The organism is Enterobacter sp. 22499 (genome assembly GCF_052044815.1).
Lineage (GTDB): Bacteria > Pseudomonadota > Gammaproteobacteria > Enterobacterales > Enterobacteriaceae > Enterobacter > Enterobacter bugandensis.
In genome coordinates this window covers 1,050,645-1,066,873 of the sequence record NZ_JBQENR010000001.1, presented here as the reverse complement: position 1 = coordinate 1,066,873, position 16,229 = coordinate 1,050,645, and the positions used below count along the sequence as shown (strand labels likewise).

Sequence of the window (16,229 nt, the reverse complement as noted above, 5' to 3'; positions counted from 1 at the left end):
TTCGCGATGGCTGAGGGGCGGGTATAACTATCGGGTACCCAATCGACATGCGAGGATTATCTTATGCGTTATCAAAAACTGGGCAACACCGGTCTGTTCGTTTCTGAACTGTGCCTCGGCACCATGACCTTCGGCGGAGAAGGCGGCATGTGGGGCAAGATTGGTCAGCTCCAGCAGAGCGAAGCAGAACAGCTGGTGGGCCGCGCGCTGGACGCGGGTATCAACTTTATCGATACCGCGGACGTTTACTCGGAAGGGCGCTCGGAGGCGATCCTCGGCCAGGCGCTGAAAAACCTCAACGTCCCGCGCGAGAATGTGGTGGTTGCCACCAAGGTGTTCGGCGAAACGGGCACTGCGGGGGTGAACTCGCGCGGCAGCTCGCGCTATCACATCATCAGCAGCGTGAAGGAGAGCCTGCGCCGCCTGCAGCTGGATCATATCGATCTCTATCAGCTTCACGGTTTCGATCCGGCCACGCCGATTGAGGAGACGCTGTATGCGCTGGATAACCTGGTGCAGCACGGCCACGTGCGCTACATCGGCGTCTCGAACTGGGCGGCGTGGCAGATAGCCAAAGCGCTGGGCATTTCCGAGCGACTCGGGCTGGCGCGTTTTGCGTCCCTCCAGGCGTATTACACCATCGCCGGGCGCGATCTTGAGCGCGAGCTGGTGCCGATGATGCAGAGCGAAGGCGTCGGGCTGATGGTCTGGAGCCCGCTGGCGGGCGGCCTGCTGAGCGGAAAATATGGCCGCGACGGGCAGAGCGAAGCCGGTAGCCGCCGTCTGGCGTTCGACTTCCCGCCGGTGGACAAAGATCGCGCCTTTGACTGCGTGGACGTGATGCGCGTGATTGCCGAAAGTAAGGGCGTATCCGTGGCGCAAATCGCGCTGGCGTGGCTGCTGCACCAGAAGGCGGTGACCAGCGTCATCATTGGCGCGAAGCGCGTCGATCAGCTTGACGATAACATTGCTGCCACCGGGATCCGCTTAAGCGAAGACGAGCTTAAACAGCTGGATGCCGTCAGCGCGCTGCCGCGTGAATATCCGGGCTGGATGCTGGAGCGTCAGGGGGAGTATCGTCGCAATCAGCTTGCGCAACAATAACGCTCCTCATCCCCGGCGGCGCTTCGCCTGCCGGGGATGATATCGAAGAAATGACGATAAGCTGCTTTTGCCGATTCAACGATGTGCTGTGGCGGTAATCAGCAGCCGTCTTTGCAGGTTGCGGCTGGGTTTTGCTCAAGGACTCTTACCAGCAGGGCTCGGGGCTCTCTGACCACATCTGTTCCAATTGCCAGTACTTTGCCGTCCCGTTCTGCTGAATACTTCGCGACAACATCACCGAAAGCATTTCGCTGCAGGGCGACCTCTTGTCCTGCTTTTACCGTGTCGCCGGGTTTAACGAAAACTTCCGCAAACCCACCCGTAGTTGCTCGTATGGAACTGATCGCATTACCAATATACGTTTTATTGCTGCTGGCGGTTGCGCCGATTTTGCCTTCAATCACCTTGTAATGGATCAGTACATTGAGGGCACCCTCTAAACCCCGGGCAATCATATCCTGCTGGTAAATCCTCGGCTCTCCCGTCTCGGCCGTTATTGCCGGGATACCATTTTGAATAAAGGTGGTTTCCATTGAGCCGGCTTCGCCGGGGTCTTTCTTAATTTGATCTGCCGGAAAAAGTTCCGCAATTGTCCGGGCATCCGCATTGCGGTAGTCGGCATAAATGAACAGCGGATAAGCCGTTCCGGTAGACTGGGTGTGATAGTCAATCGCCAGGTCGACATTCCCCTTGTAAACCTTGTTCCACATCATCCATGCCTGACGCTCAGCAGGGTTACCCGTTTCTTTTCCTGGATGGACGCGATTGTAGTCGATCGTTTCACCCCCATCGGTTGAAACAGACCATGTCCGGGAGACTCTCTCAAGGCCAGAACGGTTTGGGCCAATGATGCCAATAACGCTGCCGTTCATTTTTTCGGGGGCCAGTTGTTCCATCACTTTTTGTACGATGCGCACGCCGTTTAGCTCATCCCCGTGGACGCCCGCCTGCAGAAGGACTTTCTTCCCGTCCGTTTTCCCTTTTGCCACCATTATGGGTACATACCAGCGCTGTCCCGTTCCTGTCTCAACCCCCTCGAACATCAAGCGATGTTGTCCGGCTGGCAGGTCTGATACATCCAGCGTAGAGATAACCGGCACTCCCTGCACTTTATCACCCGTATACACCGTTGCCGCGTGAGTCATTGAGCCGGGCAACGCTAAGCTAAGAGCGAATGCGATACGGCGAGTAGATATCTTCATGAGCGTCATTTTCCATTTGATAGGGTTGAGATTTTTATGTTCCGGCCTGAGCCGTGGTTCGTGCGCATTAAGTTAATAATGATTTTATGAGGCCAGCCAGTGGCACGTTCGGGAAATGTGATTCTGCATAGGCTAACGCTCAGGCCTAAATAACAAGAATTCGCTATTCATTTTTCCTGCTCAGCGCTTCTTTCCGACATTCCTCACAAAAAACGATCCTCCCCTTTGATCGAAATTTCATCTTCGCCTATATGACTAGTCATAAGAATTTAAATGACTAGTCATATAGGGAGAGAGCATGAACAATTCACTGCCGGCCAACTTTTTATGGGGCAACTCGGTGTCCAGCATGCAGACGGAAGGGGCCTGGAACGAGGGTGGGAAGGGGATGTCGGTGTACGACATTCGTGAAGCCGGAGAAAACGTCTCCGACTGGAAGGTGGCGACCGACTCCTACCATCGCTACCGGGAAGATTTCGACCTGATGCAGGATCTGGGCATGAACTGCTACCGCTTCCAGATCTCCTGGAGCCGCGTCTGCCCGCAGGGCGACGGCGCGTTCAACGACGAGGGCATCGCCTTTTACGACCGCTTTATTGACGATCTCATCGCCCGCGGCATCGAGCCGATGGTCTGCCTCTACCACTTCGACATGCCGCTGGCGCTGGCGCAGGAGTACAACGGCTTCAACGATCGCCGCGTGGTGGAGGCTTTTATCCGCTACGGAAAAAAGATGATCGACTGCTTCGGCGACCGGGTAAAGTACTGGCTGACCTTTAACGAGCAGAACATCTTCCATATGCCGGAAGCGTTCCGCATTTCCGGCTATATGAAAGGCGAGAAAACCCTGCGCGAGCTGTATGAGCTTCAGCACCATGCGATGGTGGCGCACATGTCGCTGACCGAATACCTGCACCAGACGAAACCGGGTCAGCTAATGGGCGGCATGCTGGCGCACCAGCTGATCTATCCGGCCACCTGCAAGCCGCGCGATATCTTCTGCGCCCAGCAGTATGACGAATTCCTCAACCAGAACCTGCTGCGCGTCTTTGCCGGCCAGGGCTACAGCCCGGCGGTGATGGCGGTGGTAGAGCAGGAGGGCTTCGGTGATATCTATCGCGCCGACGATCTCGCTCTGTTTGCCCGCACGAAAAATGACTTTATGGCCTTCAGCTACTACGCCAGCAAAACGCTGGACAGCGACGCGATCCCGAAAGGCACGCCGGTCAACTATTACCTGCTGCACGGTGAGAAAAATAACCCCTACCTGAAGGCCACCGAGTGGAACTGGCAGATCGATCCGCTGGGCTTTCGCACCATCATCACTCGCTATGCCAACGACTGGCGCCTGCCGGTCTTCCCGATTGAAAACGGTATTGGGGTAATTGAGTCCTGGGACGGGGTTAACCCGATTGAGGACACCTACCGCATCGACTACCACCGGGCGCATATCGAGGCCATGAAGGAAGCCATATTCGAGGATGGCGCAGAGGTCATTGGCTATCTCGGCTGGGGGTTAATTGACATTCTCAGCTCGCAGGGGGACATGCGTAAGCGCTACGGCGTGGTCTACGTCAACCGAGAGAATCACGACCTGAAAGACCTTAAGCGCGTGCCGAAGAAGAGCTACGCGTGGTTAAAACAGGTTATCCATACCAACGGACGCGAGATGTAAGCCGTACGCTGCCGGGCCGTTTTTGTGACTGATTGATGGGAACACTCCGCTATGTCTGAAACAAAAATCACACCGCACATGCAGTCCTTTGTCGATAAATTTGTTGAGTTCTCGGCGCGCCTGGCAAACCAGGTGCACCTGCGCTCCCTGCGCGACGCCTTCGCCACGGTGATGCCGATTTTCATCCTCGCCGGTCTGGCGGTGCTGGTGAACAACGTGGTGTTCCCGTGGATTTTTGAGGGCGACACGCTCACACAGTTTAAGGTGTGGGGCGAGGCGATTATTAACGGCACGCTGAACATCGCCGCGCTGCTGCTGGCGCCGATGATTGCCTGGTCGCTGGCGCGCAACAAAGATTTCGACAATCCGGTCTCGGCAGTGGTTATCGCCGTCAGCAGCTTTATCATCATGATGCCGATGCGCTTACAGGTTACGCCCGTTGGCAGCGACGCTTCGGTCAGCGTGACGCAGGTGCTGACGTTCGCCAATATCGGCTCCACCGGGATTTTCGCCGGGGTGCTGATTGGCCTGCTTTCCACCGAGCTGTTCATCGCCATTTCGCGGCTGAAGGCGCTGCACATTTCGCTGGGGGAAAACGTGCCCCCGGCGGTGAGCAAATCCTTTACCGCGCTGATCCCAACCATTCTTACCTTGTCGGTGTTCGCCGTGCTGGCGGCGCTGCTGGCGAACGTGCTGCATACGGATCTGATCCATCTCATTACGACCTTTATCCAGCAGCCGCTGCGGCTGATCAACACCAGCCTGCCGGGGACGATTTTCATCTACAGCTTCGGCAACTTCCTGTTCACGCTCGGCATTCATCAGTCGGTGGTCAACAGCGTGGTGCTTGAGCCATTCCTGCTGATTAATACCAACGAGAACATGCTGGCCTTCGCCAACGGACAGCCCATCCCGCACATCATCAACAATATTTTCGTGCCGACGTTTGGCATGGTGGGCGGCACGGGCAGCACGATCTCGCTGCTGATCGCCATCTTTATCTTCTCGCGGCAACAATCGGCGAAGCAGATGGCGCGTCTGTCGCTGGCGCCGGGCTTATTCAACATCAACGAGCCGGTGATTTTCGGCCTGCCGATCGTCTTTAACCTGCCGCTGATGATCCCGTTTGTGCTGCTGCCCGCCATCGGCATTTACTTCGCCTGGCTCTGCACCACGCTGGGGTTAATGTCCCGCTGCGTGGTGATGATCCCCTGGACCACGCCGCCGATCCTCAGCGCCTGGCTGGCGACGGCGGGGGACTGGCGCGCCGTGGTGGTCCAGTTGGCAATCATCGTATTTGGTGTATTCTTCTACCTGCCTTTCCTCAAAATTGCCGAGCGAGTGGCCTTGAAAAACAGCGGGATAGAAAACTAACAGAAAGGAAGGACGATGGCGGCGAAGTACATCACCATAGCGCGGGAAATTAAGAAACGCATTATCAGCCAGCAGTACGCCGCCAACGAACCCCTGCCGGATCAGTTTGCACTGGCGGCGGAGTTCAGTACCAGCCGGATGACTATTCAGCAGGCGATGCGCCAGCTGATCGTCGAAGGGCTGGTCTACACCCGCCAGGGGCAGGGGACGTTCATCCGCAAAAACTTCCTCCAGCTCTCGCAGTGGGATCTCTCCGGCAGCGACTACTTTGGCGCGACCAAAACCTGGGCGCATCTGGGTACGGTCACGAGCCAGGTGGTGCATTTCGAACTGCGCTTCCCGAACGAAAAAGAGCAGGCGTCGCTGATGATTAACGCCGATGCGCCGATCTACGACTTCATTCGCCTGCGTTTACTGAACGGCGAACCCATGTCGCTGGATTCCACAGTGATGCCGATGAATCTGGTGCCGGGCCTGACGAAAAACCACCTTGAAGGTTCGGTGTTTCAGTACGTTCAGGAAACCCTGGGGCTGAAAATTATGGGGTCATACCGGGTCGTGCGGGCTCTAAAGCCCAGCGCGCTGGACAGAGAGCATCTGGTCTGTGAGGAAACCGATCCGGTGCTGGAGGTGGAGCAGGTCATTTATCTGGAAGATGGCACGCCGCTGGAGTATGCCCACTGCCACTATCGCTACGACCACGGCGGGATTGTGATTGTGAATAACGGATAAAAAAAAGCGGGCCTTGAAGCCCGCTTTTTTGATGCGCGTGATCAGTTCAGACGCACCGGCATACCGGAACGGTTCTGAATCGCTTGGTCGACGATGGTGGTTTCCACGTCTGGCTGAGAGGTCACTGACTGCACCGCGCTGTTCAGCGTAATCGGCACGATCTCGTTGTTATTGATCTGGTCTTCGCTGGTGGAGAGCGGGTTGTGCACTTCGATGTAGCGGCTGCCGTCTGGCTCAGACGTCGCTTTCACCGGTTCGTTGATGAACTGCACGCGCGTACCGACCGGCACGTTTTCGAAAAGGAACTTGATGTCGTCGTTACGCAGGCGCACGCAGCCGTGGCTCACGCGCAGGCCGATACCGAAGTTGGCGTTGGTGCCGTGGATGGCGTACAGACGACCAATGTACAGCGCGTACAGGCCCATCGGGTTATCCGGGCCGGCTGGCACAACGGCGGGCAGCGGCTCGCCCGCAGCGATGTATTCCGCGTGCATTTTGGCGGTAGGGGTCCAGGTTGGGCCCGCTTTCTTACGCTCTACTTTGGTGGTCCAGTTCAGCGGGGTGTCTTTACCCAACTGGCCGATACCGATTGGCAGCACGATAACGGTGTTAGTGCCTTTCGGGTAGTAATACAGGCGCATTTCGGCGCTGTTAATCACGATGCCTTCATGAACGGTATCCGGCAGGATCAGCTGCTGAGGAATATTCAGCACGGTACCTGCTTTTGGCAGATACGGGTCAACGCCCGGGTTCGCTTCCAGCATGTTGGACAGGCCCAGCTGGTACTGCGCGGCGAAATACTCCAGCGGCTGAGAGTTACCCTCAGGCACCGTCACCACCTGGTTTTGACCCACCAGACGGCTTCCGTCTGTCGGCAGGGGATACGTCACCGCAGACGCGGTCTTACAAAAACCTACTACGGCTAACGCCGCCGCAAAAAGCGTTGTTAATTTCATGTTCATGTTGTGCGAGGTATCTAAGCCATTCAGGCGATGAGTTGATAAGTCTGAATCTGTGATGGGAGCGCATTATATGTGCATTCCCGCTAACAGGGAATTCAGATGTGTACGAAATCACATTTTTTTCGATTTTGTTAAAGTTTAGTGGATTGCCGCAACACGGGATCTCAATTCGGAATTGTGGCATAATGCCGTGTTTATCACACTTTTCGCAGGAATCTCTCCGTGTTAGTTACCAGCAACGTCACTATGCAGTTTGGCAGTAAGCCGCTGTTCGAAAACATTTCCGTCAAATTTGGCGGCGGCAACCGTTACGGCCTGATTGGTGCCAACGGTAGCGGAAAATCCACCTTTATGAAGATCCTCGGCGGCGATTTAGAGCCGACGCTGGGCAACGTGTCGCTCGATCCGAACGAGCGTATCGGTAAGCTGCGTCAGGATCAGTTCGCCTTCGAAGAGTTCACCGTGCTCGACACCGTGATCATGGGGCACGCGGAGCTGTGGGAAGTGAAGCAGGAGCGCGATCGTATCTACGGTCTCGCCGAAATGAGCGAAGAAGACGGCTATAAAGTGGCCGATCTGGAAACCCAGTACGGCGAAATGGACGGCTACTCTGCGGAAGCCCGCGCGGGCGAGCTTCTGCTGGGCGTGGGTATTCCGGTTGAACAGCATTACGGCCCGATGAGCGAAGTCGCGCCAGGCTGGAAGCTGCGCGTGCTGCTGGCACAGGCGCTGTTCTCTAACCCGGACATCCTGCTGCTCGACGAACCAACGAACAACCTGGATATCGACACCATCCGCTGGCTGGAGCAGACGCTGAACGACCGCGACAGCACCATGATCATCATCTCGCACGACCGTCACTTCCTGAACATGGTCTGTACGCACATGGCGGATCTAGACTACGGCGAGCTGCGCGTTTATCCGGGCAACTACGACGAGTACATGACGGCAGCCACCCAGGCGCGCGAGCGTCTGCTGGCAGATAACGCCAAGAAGAAAGCGCAGATTGCGGACCTGCAGTCCTTCGTGAGCCGCTTCAGCGCTAACGCCTCTAAATCCCGTCAGGCAACATCGCGTGCCCGTCAGATCGACAAAATTAAGCTGGAAGAAGTGAAGGCCTCCAGCCGTCAGAACCCGTTCATTCGCTTTGAGCAGGACAAGAAGCTGTTCCGTAACGCGCTGGAAGTTGAGGCGCTTACCAAAGGCTTTGATGAAGGCCCGCTGTTTAAAAACTTCAACCTGCTGCTGGAAGTGGGCGAGAAAATTGCCATTCTGGGCGCCAACGGTGTGGGTAAATCTACCCTGCTGAAAACCCTGGTGGGTGAACTGCAGCCGGACAACGGCACCGTGAAGTGGTCTGAAAACGCGCAGATTGGTTACTACGCGCAGGACCACGAATATGAGTTCGAAAACGACCTGACCGTCTTCGACTGGATGAGCCAGTGGAAGCAGGAAGGTGACGACGAGCAGGCGGTGCGCAGCATTCTGGGTCGTCTGCTGTTCAGCCAGGACGACATCAAAAAGCCGGCCAAAGTGCTCTCCGGTGGTGAAAAAGGCCGCATGCTCTTCGGCAAGCTGATGATGGAAAAACCGAACATTCTGGTGATGGACGAACCGACCAACCACCTGGACATGGAATCGATCGAATCGCTGAACATGGCGCTGGAGATGTATCAGGGCACCCTGATCTTCGTCTCTCACGACCGTGAGTTCGTCAGCTCACTGGCGACCCGCGTGATCGAAATTACGCCAGAGCGCGTGGTGGACTTCAGCGGTAACTACGAAGATTACCTGCGCAGCAAAGGTATCGACGGCTAAAAAAAAGCCGGGTGGCGGCTTCGCCTTACCCGGCCTACGTTCTATTCCCTCTCCCACAGGGAGAGGGCTAGGGTGAGGGCATCAGGCCGTACTACACCACCCATTCGCTCCCTTCAACCCCGTTCACCCGCAGCGTACGTTTTTCCCCTACAGGTAATGACACCTTCAGCGCCTTCCACGCCGGACGATAATCCCCGCGCGCGTTGACCTTCAGGTTGATGGTTGCACCATCACACTCCATTTCCCATTCCACCCACAGCGCATTGCCCTTCTGATAGCCCCAGCTTTCACCGTCGTCTTCAAATAGCAGCCCCGTGGTTGTGCCGACGCCTTTAACCGGGAACAGCTTCAGCTCGCGGGTCGTATCTTTTTCAGCACTAACATGCGTGATGCGCTCGCTAAGCGGCAGACCGGCTCCGGCGCGCACCAGCAGCGGCAGTTTTTCCAGCGGCGCGTCGAGAACGATCGACTGGCCGCCGGCGAACCACGCATGGGTGTAAAAATCGTACCAGCCCGTTTCGTTATCTGGCAGCCAGACGCGGCGCTCGCGCTGCCCGGCTTCGACGACGCTGGCCACCAGCAGGTCGCGGCCCAGCAGGAAGTCATCGCACTCTTCGAAGGTCTGCGCGTCGTGCTCGTGGTCGAGGAAGGTCGGACGCAGCATCGGCTCGTCGTCGGCGTGCGCCTGCCAGAGCAGGGTGTAGAGATACGGCAGCAGGCGGTAGCGCAGCTCAATCGCGCCGCGAATGGCAGGCGTGACGCCCGGATACATCCACGGCTCGTTCACCGTATGGTCATCGTTCCACGAGTGAATGGTAAAGCGCGGATGCATCACGCCGTTCTGCACCCAGCGCACGAACAGCTCGGCGTCCGGCTTGTCGCCGGAGAAACCGCCCACGTCGTGACCGACGTTGAATAATCCGGACAGGCTCATGCCCAGCCCCATGCGGATGTTATAGCGCAGGGTGTCCCAGTTAGTGCGGTTGTCGCCGCTCCAGGTCTGAACGTAGCGCTGCATCCCGGCGCAGCCGGAGCGGGAGATGAGATACGGGCGTTTTTCCGGCGCAAAGCGCTGCTGCGCTTCCAGCGAGGCGCGCATCATCAGCAGCGGCATCACCGGGCGAATGTGCTTGATGGCGATCTCCTTGCCGAAGCCAAAGCAGCGGGCTTCACCGTCCCACACTTCATACTCGTTGTTATCGTTCCAGGTGGAGTCGATGCCCATCTCCAGCAGCTGCGTGGTCACGCCGTTCTGCCACCACTGCACCGTCTGCGGGTTGGTGAAGTCGAGGTGCGAGCCTTCGTCATCCCAGAAGCTGGAACGTTCAGGCGCATCGGTTTCTGAATCACGGATGAACAGGCCGCTCTCCGCCACTTCGTTATAGCGGGGATGATCCTGCAGCAGGCACGGCTTGATATTGGCCGCAAGCTTCAATCCCGCGTCGTGGAAGGCCTGGCTCATCGCCTTCGGCTGCGGCACTTTGTCGTAGTTCCAGTTGAAGACGTAGCGCTTGCCGTTGATGGAGGTATAGCCGGACGAGAGCTGGAACGAATCGCACGGAATGGCGTGCTCTTCGCACAGGCGGATGAAGTTCATCAGCTGGTTTTGCGCGTCCGGTGCGTCGGTGTAGTGCATGGTCGAGCCGCTGTAGCCCAGGCTCCACTTCGGCCCAAACAGCGTTTTCCCGGTCAGGCGCACGAAGGCTTTGGTGACGTCCAGCGCGCGCGCGCCGGTAAAGAGGTAGTAATCAATATCGCCCGCTTCCGCCTGCCAGCGGCGATAGGCGGTGTGATAGTTGTCGATCTCGTTGCCCAGATCCAGCCAGCAGCTGCTCAGGTTGTCGTAGAACAGGCCGTAGCTCACGTCATCGCGGCGGGTGAGGGTAAACGGAATGTGCTTATAAAGCGGATCGGTGCTGGCGGCGTTATAGCCCATGGCGTCCAGGTTGCGCATCTCGTAACGTTTGCCGTTGCGCTGCAGATCGCCCGCTTTCTCACCCAGGCCGTAGAAACGCTCGTCCTTGCGACGGCTCAGATAGTGCGCCACGCCGTCGCCGTGGGCGTTCAGCAGGTAGGCGCTGGTCGGGCGATCCTGGACCAGCGGCTGCCATTCGCCCGCATCATTGCGGTAGTGCCACTCCAGCCACAGGGGCTGGTGGACGGTGACGCGCAGCTGCTCGGTTGCCACCGTCACTGCGTCATCCTGCTGCGTCAGGGTCCAGGCCGGGCAGGAGAAACCGCTCAAGTCGTCACGACGACGGCCTTCCCATGGCACGTCTTGTTCCGGCGCGATGCTCCAGGTGCGGTCCAGCGCCAGCTCGCCTTTGCGCTTAATCAGCACGCGGAACAGGTTCTGTTCCAGCACGTACAGGCACAGGCGGTGCTGATTATCGACCAGCAGCTCCAGATGATTTGCAGACTGCTTATCAACGGTCCAGTTTTTCAGGGTTTTCATATGCAATACATCCACTATCAGGCGCGCTTGGCGCGACGTTCAGCAATAAATGCCACCAGGAAGAGAGCGCCAATCAGGTCAAAGAAGCCCATGGCAATAAAGAGCGGGTTGAAGCCGATTTTGTCGGCGGTCACCCCGATTAATAGCGAGAACAGGAAGCTGGCGATCCACGCCGCCGAGCCGCGCATGCCGTTGACGGTCGCCATCTGGCCTTTGTCGAAGGACTCCACCACCAGCGCGCTCAGCATGCAGGAGATAATCTGGTGCCCGAAGCCGCCGATGGAGATCAGCACGATGGTGATATACGGGTCGCGAGTCACGGCCACGACGGCCAGCGAAATCATCAGAAACGCGCCGGTGACGGAGCTTGCCACCACCGAGTTCACGCGGGAGCAGCCGAACCAGCGGGTGTACAGGCGCGTCAGGTAGCCGCTTGCCACGCTGCCGAGGTCGGCGGCCAGGAAGGGCAGCCAGGCAAACATCGCGATCTGCTTCAAATCCATGCCGTGCTCTTTGGCGAGGTACAGGGGTACCCAGAAGCTCAGCACCGCCCAGGCGGGTTCTGCCATAAAGGCCGGGATGGCGATACCGTAGAAACGTTTGTTTTTTGAGACGGTTTTCAGCGCGGTCAGGAAGGGGAGCTTAACAGCAGGCGGTTCGTTATCCTGCTTGATAAACGCCAGCTCGTCGCGGCTCAGGTTCGGGTGCTGTTCCGGGTTGTGGTAGAACGCCCACCAGAGGATCACCCACAGCAGCGCCAGCACGCCGGTAAACATAAACGCGCCCTGCCAGCCGAACGAGGCGTGAGCAAAGTAGATGATAGGCGGGGCCAGCATCGCGCCGATGGAGAAGCCCACGCCTGCCCAGCCGGCGGCAACGGGACGCTCTGATTTCGGGAACCATTCGCCGATGGTTTTGGCATTCGCTGGCGTGGCGGCAGCTTCGGAAGCACCCATAAAGAAGCGCAGAATCGCCAGGTGCAGCCAGCTTCCGGCGCCCGCGTGGAAGATACACATCAGCGCCCAGATCCCGGCGCAGACCATAAAGCCAATCTTCAGGCCGATAACGTCGATCAGCCAGCCGCACAGGGGCTGGAAAATGGTGTAGGCGATCTGAAACGCGCCGACTATCCAGGAGTACTGCTCGGTGGTGATCCCGAGGCTCTCTTTCAGTTCCGGGGCGAGGATCCCCAGTGAGTTACGGGTGATGTAGTTAACGGTGACGCCAAGTAAAAACAGCACCAGCACGTACCAGCGCAAATTCTTAATGACGCGACGGCTTTTGCTTGTCGCAACGGTGTTATTGATGTCCTGACTCATTTTACTCTCCACAAGACGGACGGTAAGGGGACGGAGGTTCAGGTGTCACACAGATTGTTATGCCTTTGATTTCTATCCGCTTAGAATGCTTAAGTTGCTATACAACTAGTATGGAAGCTGTGTGACAAGTTCACCTTAGGGAAGAAAATGAAAGGGCAAAAGTGGATTTTGTGCAAAATTTCTCATAACTGACGTAAACCCTCTGGCATGATGGTCTTTATGTCAGTTATTGCCTGATGAACACGCTATGAAAATTTTTTCATTTCGCAAGTGGAGCCAGATCACAAAATGGACAAAAGGCTAAAAATCACCGAAATCGCCGCCCGTACCCAGCTCTCCATCAGTACGGTTTCCCGTGTGCTGGCAGGCAAAGCGAATACCAGCGAAAAGGCGCGGGCTAAGGTGCTGGCGTGCGCGCGGGAGCTGGGGGTAATGGACGGCATGGCGGCGGGGCGTCTGCTGCTTAACAGCCTGGTGGTTTTTGCCCCTCAGCGTGCCTTCGACGAGCGGTCCGACATCTTTTACTACCGCGTGATCCAGAGCGTGAGCAAAGGGCTTGCCTCGCACGAGGTTCGGCTGCGCTACTGCGCGCTGGAGGAGAACGACAGCGACGCCCAGATTTTTCTGGCACGCATGAACGAGCCGGATACCCAGGCGGCCATTCTGCTCGGTATCGACGATCCGCATATCCACGATCTGGCGGTGGATGTGGGGAAACCCTGCATGCTGATTAACTGCCGGGACCGCCGCATGCGCCTGCCTGCCGTTGCCCCGGATCACCGTGCGATTGGCGAGCGGGCGGCGGAGTACCTGTTCGAGATGGGGCACCGCGAGGTGATGAACGTGCTGTGCCTGCGTCGCTACACCATGGAGCTGCGCCTGGCGGGGATCCGCGACGCGTGGCAGTCCCACAACCTGGCGTTCAAGGACAAGCGCGATCTGCTGGTGGTGCCAAGCTTCAGCGCCAGAGAGACGGAGCAACTGGTGAGCGAGTGGCTTAACCAACAGAAGGGAAAAGACCTGCCGACGGCGTTCCTGGTAGGCGGGGACTTTATGGCGGCAGGCACCATCAGCGCGCTGCAAAATCACGGTCTGCGCGTGCCGCAGGACGTCTCGGTGATGAGCATTGACGGCTTTAATCTGGCGGCGATTCAGGATGTGCCCTTAACGGCGGTGCATGTTCCCCGCGACGAGCTGGGAACGGAAGCGGTGCATATGCTCCAGCAGCGGCTGATGCGCCCGGATGCCCCGGTAGGAACATTGCTGCTGAACGGTACGCTGGCCGTGCGGGAATCGGTACGGCGGATACGTCAGGGGAAACGACGCACCGCCGTGGAGCGGGAAGGGCTGTACGACAGTTAAGCCATGCCCAGCGCGCGCTTACCGTGGATGTTGAGATCGTTCACGGTAAAACGGTCCTGCCAGCTTTTTTCATAATCCTCGCGCGGGAAGTCTCCCGGCGACGCGCCGGTTTCCAGCGCTTCCTTGACCTTTTTCGCATAGGCGAGGTTCTTCTCGCACATTGGCGCGGCGGGGATGTACATCACGTTGCCCCAGCCCTGCTGATTTTCCACCGGCGCGACGGAGTGGATCACGTCGCAGTGCCACCACACGGAATCACCGGCCTCCAGCGCCGGAATGCTGGTCAATGCTTCGACAAGCAGCGGGTGCCACTTCTCGGAAATCGGCAGCACGCGCCCCGGCGCCACGCCGCAGAGTTCGTCTTCCGGCACGTCGTCCAGCAGAGGACGCAGCAGAATGTAGGCCATTGCTTCCGGGATCGGCACCACGTGCAGCAGCCCCTGGCCGGGGATCATGTCCGACAGCGCCGTCCAGCCCTGGAAGGTGCGGAACACCGAGCACTTGGTGGTGTTATCCACGGTGTATTCTTCCACTTCGGTACGGTGCGCGGCGTTCCACGGATCGTATTTCTCGACGTTGCCGTCAAACACGCGGGCAAACACCTGCTGGTAAGCCGGCAGCAGCCAGCGCTCCAGCGCGCCGGAATCGGTATGCGCCCCCAGCCCTTTGGAGGTGGTTCCCGGCGGACGGCGGCGAATGCGGTCCGGATAAATCACGCTGACGTCAGGGTTAAACCACTGCTTGCCGTTGCTCTCGAATGTCCATAAACGGTTCAGGAACGACTGCACCTGCGCCATCTCTTCACTCTGGCGCGCCTGCATTTGCGCCTGGGACCAGTAGATCGGGTAAATCTCCGGACGGGAGGCGGTTAAGGTGCCGAAAAAGTTGTCGCCCGGCCCTTTGTATACCTCGTCAAACTTGTTCAGATCGAGGTAGTCGAGCATCGACCGATCCCACGCCAGCGCCTGCTCGCGGGGGAAATGACCTTTAATCACCGCGCAGCCGCGGCGCTTAACGGCCTCGCGCTGAGCGTCGGTAATCGTGCCGTTTTTCACATCTGCAAACGGAATCACCGGCCAGACGGATTCGCCTTTATTTTTCAGGGCGTTGATCTCCGCCACGCGGGTGGCGATTTTATCGCTGAGCTTGTCGAACACCGCCTGCACGTCGCCGATCTGCGCGCGTAACTCACGTTTTAACTGACGGATTGCCGCTTTGTGGTCCGCTGGCAAGGTTTCACTGGTAAAGGTCATAACTGCCTCGCATCTTTCATTCGAAAGTAAAAATGTCTACAAGTGATACTTTAAGTTAAAAATAAGTTAATGCAAGTTTAAAAACTTGACGCGAGCCACAGGTCGGAAAAAGAGTGAGAGGCCGGAGCGGGGCTCCGGCGAGGAAAGGATCAGACGTCGAAAGGAGAGTGGTTGTCGAGCACGGCCTGAATGACGTTCAGCGCGCCCTGATGGTTGTTATCGTCGGTGCTGTAGCGGCTAATGTCTTTAATGCTCTGCGCCGCGTTGCCCATCGCAAAAGAGTATTTCACCAGCTTCAGCATCTCGGCATCGTTGCCGCTGTCGCCAATGCCGACGCACTCCTGCGGGGAGATTTTCCAGCGTTTCAGCAGGCGGCTAATGCCGTTGGCTTTGTGCAGGCCGGGGATAATCAAATCGACAAAACCGAAACCGCTGGTGACCGGCTTCATGATGCCGTCCAGGGAGACGTGCAGTTTATCGACAAGGTTCGGGATATCGCTGTCCGGCAGGTTCAGGGAGAACTTAAACAGCACGTCGTCGATTTCGCGGTAATCGCTGATGCGTTTTAAGCGGTGATAGTGCTTTGACATCAGCGCCACGAAGGCGTCCGGGGCTTTGTCGCTGACGTAGGCGCTCTCCAGACCGCAGGCTACAAAGTTCAGCCCTTCGTCTTTCAGCAGTTCGCCAATAACGATCTGCGACTCATGGCGGGTCAGCTCGCCGTGGAAAACCTGTTCGCCGTGGTCAAACACCAGCGCGCCGTTCTCCGCCACGAAGGAGATCTGCTCTTTCAGCTCGGGGAAGAAGGAGATGAGCTGGTAATACTGGTTGCCGCTGGCGACAACAAATTCAATATCGCGGGATTTAAGCTGTTCAAACTGTGCCTGGAAGCGGTCACGATCGTACTGCTTGGCATCATCAAGGAAAGTTCCGTCCATATCGGTGACGATAACTTTAACGGTCATACTGTGCT

Annotated in this window: 12 protein-coding genes; 6 read left to right on the top strand and 6 right to left on the bottom strand. The window is 57.6% G+C overall.

Features of this window, described 5'->3' with window-relative positions; all coding sequences use genetic code 11:
- Window positions 1-63 precede the first annotated feature (63 nt).
- Complete coding sequence (locus ACTJI7_RS05230; RefSeq protein ID WP_136343020.1) at window positions 64-1,104, top strand: aldo/keto reductase; 1,041 nt, start codon at window positions 64-66, stop codon at window positions 1,102-1,104.
- Window positions 1,105-1,202: 98 nt separating this feature from the next.
- Here ACTJI7_RS05230 and ACTJI7_RS05225 read toward each other — a convergent pair whose 3' ends face one another.
- The gene (locus ACTJI7_RS05225; RefSeq protein ID WP_440669809.1) at window positions 1,203-2,306 is read right to left on the bottom strand and encodes a succinylglutamate desuccinylase/aspartoacylase family protein; all 1,104 of its coding nucleotides are present in this window, start codon (window positions 2,304-2,306) and stop codon (window positions 1,203-1,205) included.
- A 298-nt stretch (window positions 2,307-2,604) separates the two neighbouring features.
- Between ACTJI7_RS05225 and ACTJI7_RS05220 the strand changes: the two genes are divergently transcribed.
- The 3 genes from ACTJI7_RS05220 to ACTJI7_RS05210 are packed head-to-tail and all read left to right on the top strand — an operon-like array spanning window position 2,605 to window position 6,087.
- Complete coding sequence (locus ACTJI7_RS05220) at window positions 2,605-3,981, top strand: glycoside hydrolase family 1 protein (RefSeq protein WP_045259971.1); 1,377 nt, start codon at window positions 2,605-2,607, stop codon at window positions 3,979-3,981.
- A 51-nt stretch (window positions 3,982-4,032) separates the two neighbouring features.
- A complete protein-coding gene (locus ACTJI7_RS05215) occupies window positions 4,033-5,355 on the top strand; it encodes a PTS sugar transporter subunit IIC (RefSeq protein ID WP_045259972.1) in 1,323 nt (440 codons plus the stop codon).
- Window positions 5,356-5,370: 15 nt separating this feature from the next.
- A complete protein-coding gene (locus tag ACTJI7_RS05210) occupies window positions 5,371-6,087 on the top strand; it encodes a GntR family transcriptional regulator (protein ID WP_025912880.1) in 717 nt (238 codons plus the stop codon).
- A 41-nt stretch (window positions 6,088-6,128) separates the two neighbouring features.
- Here ACTJI7_RS05210 and ldtB read toward each other — a convergent pair whose 3' ends face one another.
- Window positions 6,129-7,049: a L,D-transpeptidase gene (ldtB, locus tag ACTJI7_RS05205; protein WP_008501186.1), complete on the bottom strand. Its 921-nt coding sequence runs from the start codon at window positions 7,047-7,049 to the stop codon at window positions 6,129-6,131.
- A 222-nt stretch (window positions 7,050-7,271) separates the two neighbouring features.
- Here ldtB and ACTJI7_RS05200 point away from each other — a divergent pair, with 222 nt between their 5' ends.
- The gene (locus tag ACTJI7_RS05200; RefSeq protein WP_047368156.1) at window positions 7,272-8,867 is read left to right on the top strand and encodes an ABC-F family ATPase; all 1,596 of its coding nucleotides are present in this window, start codon (window positions 7,272-7,274) and stop codon (window positions 8,865-8,867) included.
- Window positions 8,868-8,958: 91 nt separating this feature from the next.
- Here the strand turns inward: ACTJI7_RS05200 and ACTJI7_RS05195 are convergent, their stop codons facing one another.
- The gene (locus tag ACTJI7_RS05195; RefSeq protein WP_045259974.1) at window positions 8,959-11,322 is read right to left on the bottom strand and encodes a glycoside hydrolase family 31 protein; all 2,364 of its coding nucleotides are present in this window, start codon (window positions 11,320-11,322) and stop codon (window positions 8,959-8,961) included.
- 17 nt (window positions 11,323-11,339) lie between these two features.
- Window positions 11,340-12,641, bottom strand: a complete 1,302-nt coding sequence (locus ACTJI7_RS05190) for an MFS transporter (RefSeq protein WP_045259975.1) — start codon at window positions 12,639-12,641, stop codon at window positions 11,340-11,342.
- Window positions 12,642-12,929: 288 nt separating this feature from the next.
- Here ACTJI7_RS05190 and ACTJI7_RS05185 point away from each other — a divergent pair, with 288 nt between their 5' ends.
- Entirely contained in the window at window positions 12,930-14,003 is a 1,074-nt protein-coding gene (locus ACTJI7_RS05185) for a LacI family DNA-binding transcriptional regulator (RefSeq protein ID WP_045259976.1), read from the top strand.
- Here the strand turns inward: ACTJI7_RS05185 and ACTJI7_RS05180 are convergent.
- Window positions 14,000-15,256 (bottom strand): DUF1479 domain-containing protein, encoded by a 1,257-nt coding sequence (locus ACTJI7_RS05180; protein ID WP_045259977.1) that lies wholly within the window; start codon window positions 15,254-15,256, stop codon window positions 14,000-14,002. The genes ACTJI7_RS05185 and ACTJI7_RS05180 overlap by 4 nt on opposite strands.
- A gap of 149 nt (window positions 15,257-15,405) precedes the next feature.
- On the bottom strand, window positions 15,406-16,221 hold the full coding sequence (locus ACTJI7_RS05175; protein ID WP_045259978.1) for a Cof-type HAD-IIB family hydrolase: 816 nt from the start codon (window positions 16,219-16,221) through the stop codon (window positions 15,406-15,408).
- Between the last annotated feature and the right edge of the window lie 8 nt (window positions 16,222-16,229).